Origin of the sequence: Streptomyces kebangsaanensis (assembly GCF_001906585.1) — a bacterium.
Taxonomy (GTDB): domain Bacteria; phylum Actinomycetota; class Actinomycetes; order Streptomycetales; family Streptomycetaceae; genus Streptomyces; species Streptomyces kebangsaanensis.
Map to the genome: position 1 here is coordinate 1 of NZ_JUJA01000081.1, position 11,128 is coordinate 11,128.

General features: G+C 73.4%; 11 protein-coding genes. 9 read left to right on the forward strand and 2 right to left on the reverse strand.

The window, feature by feature from the left end; all coding sequences use genetic code 11:
* The 8 genes from RH94_RS12040 to RH94_RS12075 form a co-directional block, all read left to right on the forward strand.
* Positions 1-1,305 (forward strand): FtsX-like permease family protein (locus tag RH94_RS12040; protein WP_143204004.1); only part of this gene is annotated, 1,305 nt, incomplete at its 5' end.
* An 85-nt stretch (positions 1,306-1,390) separates the two neighbouring features.
* The gene (locus RH94_RS12045) at positions 1,391-1,816 is read left to right on the forward strand and encodes a GNAT family N-acetyltransferase (protein WP_073947607.1); all 426 of its coding nucleotides are present in this window, start codon (positions 1,391-1,393) and stop codon (positions 1,814-1,816) included.
* 152 nt (positions 1,817-1,968) lie between these two features.
* Complete coding sequence (locus RH94_RS12050) at positions 1,969-3,360, forward strand: hemolysin family protein (RefSeq protein ID WP_073947608.1); 1,392 nt, start codon at positions 1,969-1,971, stop codon at positions 3,358-3,360.
* The gene (locus RH94_RS12055; protein ID WP_073947609.1) at positions 3,357-4,370 is read left to right on the forward strand and encodes a hemolysin family protein; all 1,014 of its coding nucleotides are present in this window, start codon (positions 3,357-3,359) and stop codon (positions 4,368-4,370) included. Before RH94_RS12050 ends, RH94_RS12055 begins: the two co-directional genes overlap by 4 nt.
* A gap of 78 nt (positions 4,371-4,448) precedes the next feature.
* Positions 4,449-5,255, forward strand: a complete 807-nt coding sequence (locus RH94_RS12060) for an SGNH/GDSL hydrolase family protein (RefSeq protein WP_073947610.1) — start codon at positions 4,449-4,451, stop codon at positions 5,253-5,255.
* Positions 5,256-5,334: 79 nt separating this feature from the next.
* Entirely contained in the window at positions 5,335-6,777 is a 1,443-nt protein-coding gene (purB, locus tag RH94_RS12065) for an adenylosuccinate lyase (protein ID WP_073947611.1), read from the forward strand.
* Positions 6,774-7,322 carry a G/U mismatch-specific DNA glycosylase gene (gene mug / locus RH94_RS12070; protein ID WP_073947612.1) on the forward strand — a complete coding sequence of 183 codons (549 nt, stop codon included), beginning with the start codon at positions 6,774-6,776 and terminating at the stop codon, positions 7,320-7,322. The genes purB and mug overlap by 4 nt, the downstream gene beginning before the upstream one ends.
* Positions 7,323-7,392: 70 nt before the next feature.
* Positions 7,393-8,550: an ROK family transcriptional regulator gene (locus RH94_RS12075; protein WP_073947613.1), complete on the forward strand. Its 1,158-nt coding sequence runs from the start codon at positions 7,393-7,395 to the stop codon at positions 8,548-8,550.
* Positions 8,551-8,566: 16 nt separating this feature from the next.
* Here the strand turns inward: RH94_RS12075 and RH94_RS12080 are convergent, their stop codons facing one another.
* Together RH94_RS12080 and sigJ are read right to left on the reverse strand one after the other, a co-directional pair.
* Positions 8,567-9,328 (reverse strand): GntR family transcriptional regulator, encoded by a 762-nt coding sequence (locus RH94_RS12080; RefSeq protein WP_073947614.1) that lies wholly within the window; start codon positions 9,326-9,328, stop codon positions 8,567-8,569.
* A gap of 259 nt (positions 9,329-9,587) precedes the next feature.
* Entirely contained in the window at positions 9,588-10,472 is an 885-nt protein-coding gene (gene sigJ / locus RH94_RS12085; RefSeq protein WP_073947615.1) for an RNA polymerase sigma factor SigJ, read from the reverse strand.
* 160 nt (positions 10,473-10,632) lie between these two features.
* Between sigJ and RH94_RS43125 the strand changes: the two genes are divergently transcribed.
* Positions 10,633-11,128, forward strand: a 496-nt coding sequence (locus RH94_RS43125) for an alpha/beta fold hydrolase (protein WP_234425710.1), incomplete at its 3' end; no start/stop codon positions are given.

Genomic DNA, 11,128 nt, shown 5'->3' on the forward strand with positions numbered 1-11,128 from the left:
GCCGCGCTCGCGGGCTGCGCCGCCGCGCAGCGCACCGCGACCGCCGTCGCGCTGCTGGGCGCCGGCATCGTCCTCACCCTGGTCTCGGCCGTCATCGCGGGACCGCTGCTGGTGCGCCCGCTGATCCGGGTGCTGGGCGGGGGCTTCCCGGCGCTGTTCGGCACCATCGGGCGGATGAGCCAGCGCAACGCGCTGCGCAACCCGCGCCGCACCGGTGCCACCGCGGCCGCCCTGATGGTGGGCCTCGCCCTGGTCGGCGGGATGTCGGTGGCCAGCGCCTCCATGACCCGGTCCATCGACCGTCAGATCGAGAAGACGCTCGGTGCCGACTTCGTCGTGCAGAATCGTAACTTCCAGCCGTTCCCGCCGGAGGTCACGGACAAGGTCCGTGCCACGCCCGGCGCCGGCACCGTCGTACGGCAGCGGTTCGCGGCGGTCGCGGTGGCGCTGCCGGACGGCAAGCGCGTCGAGACCACCGCCTCCGGATACGACCGGCGGCTGGACTCCGTGGCCCACATCAACTACGTCCACGGCGACACGGCGACGGCGCTCGCCGACGGGCACGTCGCCATGGACGCCGGCTTCGCCGGCAAGCACGGGGTGCGGCCCGGCAGCGTGCTGCCCGTCGAGTTCCAGGGCGGACGGCGGGCACGGCTGACCGTGGGCGCGCTGACCAACCAGGACGCGGCCGAGGGGTTCGGCATCGAGGGCGGCGTGTACTTCGGCATCGGCACCGTGGAGAAGTACGTGCCCGGCACCCCGGACGCGGCGCTGTACGTGAACGCGGCCCCCGGCACGGGCACCGGCCGGCTCCGCTCCCACCTGGAGAGGGCCCTCGCCGCGTACCCCAATGTGCAGGTGCGCGACCAGGCGGACTACAAGAAGCTGGTCCACGACCAGATCGCGGTGCTGCTCTACCTCGTGTACGCGCTGCTCGGGCTCGCCATCGTCATCGCCGTGCTCGGGGTCGTCAACACCCTCGCCCTGTCGGTGGTGGAGCGGACCCGGGAGATCGGTCTGCTGCGGGCCATCGGGCTGGCCCGGCGCCAGCTGCGGCGGATGATCCGGCTGGAGTCGGTGGTGATCGCGGTCTTCGGCGCGGTCCTCGGTCTGGCGCTGGGGCTGGTGTGGGGGGTGTGCGCCCAGCGGGTGCTGGCCCTGCAGGGGATCAGGACGCTGGCGATCCCCTGGGGCACGATCGTCGCGGTGGTGATCGGCTCGGCGGTCGTGGGCGTCGTGGCGGCCCTGCTGCCCGCGCTGCGCGCCTCCCGCATGAACGTTCTGGCGGCCATCGCGCACGAGTGAGGGAGACCCTGCGGGCGCGTGGCCTGCGGTGTCCGGATGCTGGAATTCCGCCCGGCCCGCGGCCACGCATTGATCTGATCATCACATGACCGATCTGCGCATACGGCCGGCGACCGCCGCCGACCTCGACACCGTACTGGCCTTCTGGAAGACGTCCGCGGAGGGCACGAGCATCAGCGACGACCGGGAGGGGATGGCGCGGCTGGTCGCCCGCGATCCGGAGGCGCTGTTGCTGGCGGAACAGGACGGCGAGCTGACCGGGACGGTGATCGCGGGATTCGACGGCTGGCGCTGCCACCTGTACCGGCTGGCCGTGCACCCGGACCGGCGGCGGCAGGGCATCGGCTCGGCCCTGCTGGCGGCGGCCGAGGAGCGGTTCGTACGGCTCGGCGGGCGGCGCGGCGACGCCATGGTGCTCACCCGCAACGAGACCGCGCAGCACGCCTGGCGCGCGGCGGGCTACGCGCCCGAGGAGCGCTGGCGGCGCTGGGTGAAGCCCCTCGCCGGCTGATCCCCGAGCCTTTCTTTGCCCATCCTTTACCATGGGAGGATCACTCGGTCCGTCATGAAAGGTTGTGAGCGTCCGCCCATGGGCGAGCCTCCTCGCGCGCGACATAGCGCGCCCGTCCCTGTCCTGTCCGACCATGGGACGAGGGTGACCCGATGACCGAAGTGCTCCTGCTGCTGGTGGCGGTGGTGCTCTGCCTCGCCTGCGGCGCCTTCGTCGCAGCCGAGTTCTCGCTGACCACCGTCGACCGCAAAGCCCTGGAGCGGGCCGCCGAGCGCGGCGAGCGCGGCGCGGCGGGCGCCCTGAGGGCCGTACGGAACCTGACGTTCCAGCTCTCCGGGGCACAGCTCGGCATCACCGTCACCAACCTGGTGGTCGGCATGCTCGCCGAGCCGTCGATCGCCAGGCTCCTGGCGGGTCCGCTCCAGTCGCTCGGCATCTCCCGGTCCGCCGCGACCTCGGTGGCGCTGATCCTGGGCACGGCCCTGTCCACGGTGTTCCTGATGGTGGTGGGCGAGCTGGTGCCCAAGAACTGGGCGATCTCCTCACCGCTGGCGGTGGCCCGGCAGGTGGGCAACCCGCAGCGCTGGTTCAGCGCCGCCTTCCGCCCCTTCATCACCCACCTGAACAACTCGGCGAACCGTGTGGTGCGCCGGCTCGGGATCGAGCCCGCCGAGGAACTCGCCTCCGCGCGCGGCCCCCAGGAGCTCGCCGCCCTGGCCCGGCACTCCGCCAGGGAGGGCGCCCTGGAGGCGGACACCGCCGAGCTGTTCGTGCGGACGCTCAACCTCGCCGACCTGACCGCGGAGAACGTGATGACCCCGCGCGTCCAGGTCGTCGCCCTCGACGCCCAGGCGACCTGCGAGGACGTCGCGAACGCGACCCGGGCGACCGGGTTGTCCCGCTTCCCCGTGTACCGCGGCGGCCTCGACTCGGTCGTCGGCACCGCCCATGTCAAGGACGTGCTGGCGGTGCCCGCCGAGCGCCGCACACGCATGCGTGTCTCCGAGATCATGCGCGAGCCGCTGCTGGTCCCCGAGTCGCTGACCGTCGACCGGCTGCTGGACCGGCTGTCCGGCACGCGCACGATGGCGGTCGTCATCGACGAGTACGGCGGCACCGCGGGGGTGGCGACGCTGGAGGACATCGTCGAGGAGGTCGTCGGCGAGGTGCGCGACGAGCACGACCCGCACGAGACGCCCGACCTCGCCCCGGCCGGGGCCGACGAGGAGGGACGCGGCCTGTACTCGGCGGACGGCTCCGCGCGCATGGACCAACTCGCCCGGGTGGGGCTGCGGGTGCCGGAGGGGCCGTACGAGACGCTCGCCGGCCTCGTCGCCACCGAGCTCGGCCGGATTCCCGAGACGGGCGACATCCTCCAGGTCGCCGGCTGGCAGCTGGACGTGGTGGACGCGAGCGGACGCCGGGCCGCGCGCGTGCTGCTGCACGCGCCGCTCGACGACGAGCAGAGCGAGGAGCACGGCGGGGAACACGCGCGGCAGGCCGGACAGCCTCGGGCGCACGACGGGAAGAGGGCCGGCCGGTGACCGCCGTACAGATCCTGATCGGTCTGGCGACCCTGGTCGTCAACGCCTTCTTCGTGGGCGCCGAGTTCGCGCTGATCTCGGTGCGCCGCAGTCAGGTCGAGCCGTACGCCGAGGGGGGCGACCGGCGTGCCAGGAGCGTGCTGTGGGGCCTGGAGCACGTGTCCGCGCTGCTGGCGGCCGCTCAGCTCGGCATCACCCTGTGCACGCTGGTCCTCGGTGTGGTCGCCGAGCCCGCGATCGCGCATCTGCTGGAGCCGGTGTTCCACGCGGTGGGCATGCCCTCGAGCGCGGGCCACGCGGTGTCGTTCGTGATCGCGCTGGCCCTGGCGACGTATCTGCACATGCTGCTCGGCGAGATGGTGCCGAAGAACATAGCGCTCGCGGAGCCGGTGCGCAGCGCGCTGCTGCTCGGCCCGCCGCTGGTCGCGCTCTCCCGGGCACTGCGCCCGGTGATCTTCACCGTGAACACGTTCGCGAACACCCTGCTCAAGCTGTTGCGGGTGGAGACCAAGGACGAGGTCTCGGCGACCTTCACGGACACGGAGCTGGCCGAGATCGTCAAGGACGCCACCGCGGCCGGCCTCATCGACGACCGGGCGCAGGAGCGGCTGCACGACGCGCTGGAGCTCGGCAGCCGGCCGGTGCGCGACGTGGTGCTTCCGCTGGAGCGCGTGGTGTACGCGAGTCTGGGCGTCACGCCGGAGCGGCTGGAGCAGCTGTCGGCCGAGTCCGGCTTCTCCCGCTTCCCCGTGGTCGACGAGGGGCGCCGGATCGTCGGCTACCTGCATGTGAAGGACGCCCTGGACGCCGCGCCGCGCGACGTGCCGTTCCGGCTGCGGGACATGCGCCCCATCGCGCGGGTCCGGGAGGGAACGCCGCTGGACGACGTGCTCACCGCGATGCGGGGCAGCCGTACGCACCTGGCGGCGGTGCTGGGGGCGGACGGACGGCTGGCGGGCCTGGTGACGATGGAGGACGTGCTGCGGGAGCTGTTCGGCCGGCAGGTGTGAGCGGGACACCGGGACGCCCGTGAACCGACCGACCGCGTGGTATGGCGGGTGGGGTGCCGGGATACCATCGCTCACGCCATGCAGAAGAATCCCGCATACTCCAGCCTGGTCACGGTCGGCGACTCCTTCACCGAGGGCATGTCGGACCTGCTGCCCGACGGTTCCTACCGGGGCTGGGCCGACCTCCTCGCCGCCCGGATGGCCGCCCGCACGCCCGGCTTCCGGTACGCCAACCTCGCCGTGCGGGGCAAGCTCATCGGGCAGATCGTCGACGAGCAGGTGGAGACGGCGGCGGCCATGCGGGCCGACGTGGTGACGCTGGTGGGCGGCCTGAACGACACGCTGCGGCCCAAGTGCGACATGGGCAGGGTGAAGGGTCTGCTGACCGAGGCGGTGGAGCGGCTGGCGCCGTCGTGCGAGCGGCTCGTGCTGATGCGCAGCCCGGGTCGGCAGGGCCCCGTGCTGGAGCGCTTCCGGCCGCGCATGGAGGAGCTGTTCGCCTGTGTCGACGAGCTCGCCGCACGGCACGGCGCGCTCGTCGTCGACCTGTACGGGGCGCCGTCGCTGGGCGACCCGCGGCTGTGGGACGTGGACCGGCTGCACCTGACGGCGGAGGGCCACCGCCGGGTCGCGGAGGCGGTGTGGCAGACGCTCGGCCACGAGCCGGAGGACACCGAGTGGCGTACGCCGATGCCGGCGACCGTGCCACCGGGCTGGCTCACCCGCCGGGCCGCGGACGCCCGCTTCGCCCGGCAGCATCTGCTGCCCTGGATAGGCCGGCGGCTGACCGGCCGCTCCTCCGGTGACGGCCGGCCGCCGAAGCGGCCCGAGCTGCTGCCCTTCGAGGGCCTCGCCCGGCCGTCGGCCGACGCGGAGCTCCCGTAGCCTCTCGCAGCTTCTCGTAGTTTCCGACGAACACCCCCGCGGCGCCGACCTGCACGAATCGCCAGTAGACTCTGCACACGTGACTTCAGCGCCCGCCAAGCCCCGCATCCCGAACGTCCTCGCCGGACGCTACGCCTCCGCCGAGCTCGCCACGCTCTGGTCGCCCGAGCAGAAGGTGAGGCTGGAGCGGCAGCTCTGGCTCGCCGTGCTGCGCGCCCAGAAGGACCTCGGCATCGAGGTCCCGGACGAGGCGATCGCCGACTACGAGCGGGTCCTCGACCAGGTGGACCTGGCCTCGATCGCGGAGCGCGAGAGGGTCACGCGGCACGATGTGAAGGCGCGGATCGAGGAGTTCAACGACCTCGCCGGGCACGAGCACGTGCACAAGGGCATGACCTCCCGCGACCTGACGGAGAACGTCGAGCAGCTGCAGATCCGGCTCTCGCTGGAGCTGATGCGGGACCGCACGGTGGCCGTCCTGGCCCGGCTGGGCAGGCTGGCCGCCGAGTACGGCGAGCTGGTCATGGCCGGCCGCTCGCACAACGTCGCCGCGCAGGCCACCACCCTCGGCAAGCGTTTCGCGACCGCGGCGGACGAGCTGCTGGTGGCCCACGGGCGGGTCGAGGAGCTGCTGGGCCGCTACCCGCTGCGCGGCATCAAGGGCCCGGTCGGCACGGCCCAGGACATGCTGGACCTGCTCGGCGGCGACGCGGCCAAGCTCGCGGAGCTGGAGCGGCGCATCGCCCACCACCTCGGCTTCTCACAGGCGTTCACCTCGGTCGGCCAGGTCTACCCGCGCTCGCTGGACTACGAGGTCGTCACCGCGCTGGTGCAGCTGGCGGCGGCGCCCTCCTCGCTGGCGAGGACGATCCGGCTGATGGCCGGGCACGAGCTGGTCACCGAGGGCTTCAAGCCGGGCCAGGTCGGCTCCTCGGCGATGCCGCACAAGATGAACACCCGCTCCTGCGAACGCGTCAACGGCCTGATGGTGATCCTGCGCGGCTACGCCTCGATGACCGGCGAGCTGGCGGGCGACCAGTGGAACGAGGGTGACGTGTCCTGCTCGGTGGTGCGCCGGGTCGCGCTGCCGGACGCGTTCTTCGCGCTGGACGGCCTGCTGGAGACGTTCCTGACGGTGCTCGACGAGTTCGGCGCCTTCCCCGCGGTGATCGCTCGGGAGCTGGACCGCTATCTGCCGTTCCTGGCGACCACCAAGGTGCTGATGGGTGCGGTGCGGGCCGGGGTCGGCCGCGAGGTCGCCCACGAGGCGATCAAGGAGAACGCCGTCGCCACCGCGCTGGCGATGCGCGAGCGGGGCGCCGAGCGCAACGACCTGCTCGACAAGCTCGCCGCCGACGAGCGCCTCCCGCTCGACCGTGCGCGGCTGGAGGAGCTCATGGCGGACAAGCTGTCCTTCACCGGAGCGGCGGCCGACCAGGTCGGCGTGGTCGTGGGCCGGATCGAGGAGATCGTGAAGCAGCACCCCCAGGCCGCGGCCTACACCCCTGGGGCGATCCTCTGACCCGCTTCACCCCGGCGGAACTGGAGGCCGCCCGCGACCGTCCGGTACCGGATGTCGTCGCGGACGGCCTCCGCGTGCTGTTCTGCGGGATCAACCCCGGTCTGATGACGGCCGCGACCGGCCACCACTTCGCCCGGCCGGGCAACCGGTTCTGGCCGGTGCTGCACCGGTCGGGCTTCACCCCGAGGCTGCTGAAGCCTTCCGAGCAGGGCGAGTTGCTGTCGTACGGGCTGGGCATCACGAACGTGGTGGCGCGGCCGACGGCCCGGGCCGAGGAGCTGACGCCCGAGGAGTACCGCGAGGGCGGGCGGCTGCTGGCGCTGAAGGTGGCGCGGCTGCGACCGAGGTGGCTGGCCGTGGTCGGCGTCACCGCGTACCGGGCGGCGTTCGGCGACCGCAAGGCCCAAGTGGGGCCGCAGGAACGGACGATCGGCGACACACGCGTGTGGGTGCTGCCCAACCCGAGCGGGCTGAACGCGCACTGGACGGCCGAGACGATGGCTGAGGAGTTCGCACGGCTGAGGATGGCCGCACAGGCGCCCTGACGGCACTCGCCGCCCCGGTCCGGACCGAGTACGATCCGCCCAACACGCGCACGAGCTGGGAGGACGGACGGTGGGGCGGCTGACCGGCGGGGATCCCTCGCTGCTGCGAAGGATCAATTCCGCGGTGGTGCTGCACGCACTGCGCGCCACGGACTGTGCGACGCTCACGGAGGTCACCCGGGTGACCGGGCTGTCCCGGCCGACGGTCGAGGGCGTCGTGGAGGACCTCATCACGGCGGGGCTGGTCGTCGAGAAGGCGGCCGAGGAGGGTGCCGCCCGGCGGCAGGGACGGCCCGCACGGCGGTTCCGGTTCCGGGCCGAGGCCGGACACCTGCTGGGGCTGGAGATCGGCGCGCACCGGGTGACCGCGCTGCTGGCGGACCTGGACGGCCGTGTGGTGGGCGCCCAGACCAAGGACGTGGAGGAGACGGCCCGGGCGGACGAGCGCCTCGAGCGGCTGCGCGGCGCGGTCGCCGAACTGCTGCGCCGGGCCGGCACCCCGCGCAGCTCGCTGCGGGCCGTCGGGGTCGGCACGCCCGGCATCGTGGAGGCGGACGGCACCGTGCGGCTGGGCACCGCGCTGCCCGGGTGGACGGGCCTGCGTCTGGGCGAACGGCTCAGCCGTTCCTTCAAATGCCCGGTGCTCGTGGAGAACGACGCGAACGCCGCGGCGGTCGCCGAGCACTGGAAGGGGGCGGCCACCGAGTCCGACGACGTGGTCTTCGTGCTGGCGGGGCTGAGTCCGGGCGCCGGTTCGCTGATCGGCGGGCGGCTGCACCGCGGGTACGGCGGAGCCGCCGGCGAGATCGGCGCGCTGCACCTGCTGGGCCGGGGGGAGACGCCCGAGACGCTGCTGTCCACCACGGACCAGCCGCTGCACCCTCTGGACGAGCAGGCGGTCGCCGAGGTCTTCGCGCTGGCCCGCGAGGGCCACCGGCGGGCCCGTGCGGCCGTGGACCGCTTCATCCAGCGGCTCGTCCACGACGTGGCGGCGCTCGCGCTGGCCCTGGACCCCGAACTGGTCGTCGTCGGCGGCTGGGCGGCCGGTCTGGACGGCGTACTGGAGCCGCTGCGGCGCGAGCTGGCCCGCTACTGCCTGCGGCCGCCCCGGGTGACCCTCTCGATGCTCGGCGAGGCGGCCGTGGCGACGGGCGCGCTGCGGCTGGCCCTCGACCACGTCGAGGAGCAGCTGTTCGCGGTGGAGGGCACGGTGACGGCCCGCCGCTGAGAGCGGTGCCGGGGTGTCAGGAGGCCTGGCGCTCCGGCCCGTGGTGGATCTCCATGCCGCCCGAGTCCCCGAAGGTCAGCCGGCAGGTGTCCGCGCGGTAGGTGGCGACGGAGATCGCGGCGGTGCGCCCCCGGGCGACGAAGCGGGTGGTGACGACGAGGACGGGCGCGCCGGGCAGCCGGTCGAGCTCCTTGGCGTCGTCCGCGCGGGCCGAGCCCAGCTCGACGGAGCGCTCCCGTCCCTCCAGCTCGAGGCGCTGCAGCTCGCGCAGTACGGCACGCGCGCGTGCGGGTCCGGACGGTGCGTCGATCGCGGTCAGGTCGGGTACGGACGCGGCCGGAACGTAGAGCAGTTCGGCGGCGACCTGCTGGCCGTTGCCCGTCCGCGACCGGCGCACGATGTGCACGGCCTCCTCGCTGCCGCTCTCCAGGGCGGCGGCGACCGCGGCGGGCGGGACCGCGTGTGTGCAGTCCACGCTCTGCCAGGCGTCACCGGCCGTCCCGGGCCAGTCGTGCTGCTCGGTGCCGACGGCCACGCCCATGCGCGGGGGTGCGACGGTCGTACCGACGCCGCGGCGACGCTGCAGCCGTCCTTCCAGCTCCAGCTGTTCCAGGGCCTGACGGAGCGTGGCACGGGCCACGCCGAAACGGGCGGCGAGCTCCCGCTCGTTGGGCAGGACCTCGCCCACCGAGAACTCGGAGTCCAGTGCCTCACTGAGCACGGTCCTGAGATGCCAGTACTTCGGCTCCGGCACCGATTCCAGCTGCGTGGTCCCCACCCTGTCCTCCGCGGTCGCTGTGGTTCGCCGGCGTTTTGGCGCCCTTGTTTATTAAAGGTTGTTGTACTTATCTGCGACCTTAGGGCGACCCCCACCCTTGGTCAAGACCAATCATCGACCCCTTGGGCGGCGCACGGGCGCGTGTCGCACGGCGTTCACAAGCCGTTCGCGCCGAGGTGCGTGCGTGGTGTCACGGCAAAGCCCCCGTGGCGGGGACGGGGTGGCTGCGGCAGCCGGCCGGACGGTCCGGCGCGGGGACTCAGGCGTCGGCCAGGGTCCGCAGCTTGTCGGGGTTGCGGATGACGTAGACGGCCTGGACGCGCCCGTCGGCGACGTCCAGCTGGAAGACGCTGTCGGGCTTGCCGCCGGACAGGACCAGCAGCGCGGGCCCGCCGTTGAGTTCCAGGAGGCGCACGGACGGGTCCGGGACGCCCGTCCGCGCCACGCCGACGAGGAAGCGGCCGACCTTGTCGGCACCCCGAAGAACCCGCAGCGGCGCCTTGGACTTGCCGCCGCTGTCACCCACCAGCCGGGCGTCCGGCGCGAGCAGCGACACCAGCTCCTCCAGGCCGCCGCCCGCCGCCGCGGCCAGGAACCGCTCGGTCAGGTCGCGCCGCTGGGCGGGGTCGACCTCGTAGCGGGGCCGCCGTTCCTCGACGTGCCTGCGGGCCCGTCCGGCCAGTTGGCGCACCGCGGGCTCGCCGCGGTCGAGCAGGGCGGCGATCTCCGCGTACGGGTAGCCGAAGGCCTCCCGGAGGACGAACACCGCGCGCTCCAGGGGCGACAGCGTCTCCAGGACGACCAGCACGGCCAGCGACACGGAGTCGGCGAGCACGGCCCGCTCCGCCGCGTCCGGGACGGTCCCGGTGAAGTCGGTGACCAGGGGGTCCGGCAGCCACGGGCCGACGTACGACTCGCCGCGCGCCTTGATCCGGCGGATCCGGTCGACCGCGAGGCGGGTGGTGACGCGCACCAGATACCCGCGCGGGTCGCGCACGGCGCTCCGGTCGGCGCCGGACCAGCGCAGCCAGGCCTCCTGGAGGACGTCCTCGGCGTCGGCCACCCGGCCGAGCATGCGGTAGGCGACGCCCATGAGGACGGGCCGGTGCTCCTCGAAGACGTCGGCCCCCGTTTCGGTGGTCACGACCCCATCCCAGCCGACACCCGCGGCCGTGTCCAGGCGCCGGGCTCCGTGTCGCCGCGGCGCCGGCGGGATCCGCCGAACCCGGGGGCTACCCGCGGGTAGCAATTGCTGACAAGCTGTCTACCCGTCGTCCGTCAGCGATTCCCGACGAGGAGCGCCCATGTCCGCCACCGTCTCCTTCAAGGTCCCCTCCGCGCACGGCCCGCGGACCGTGACCCTCTCCTACGCGCGCGTGGGCAGCGGCGAGCCGCTGCTCCTGCTGCACGGCATCGGGCATCACCGGCAGGCCTGGGACCCGGTGGTCCACCTGCTCGCCGCCGAGCGCGAGGTGATCACCGTGGACCTGCCGGGCTTCGGCGTCTCCCCCGCGCTGCCCGACGGGCTGCGGCACGACCTGCCCACGATGAACGCCACGCTGAGCGCCCTGTGCGAGGCGCTGGAGATCGAACGCCCCCATGTGGCGGGCAACTCCCTGGGCGGCCTGCTGGCCCTGGAACTGGGCCGCGAGAAGCTCGTACGGTCCGTCACGGCCCTGTCCCCCGCCGGGTTCTGGACCCGGACCGAGCGGCGTTACGCCTTCGGCCTGCTGCAGACGATGCGCGGCATCGCGCGGCGGATGCCGCTGCCGCTGGTCGAGCTGCTCTCCCGCACGGCGG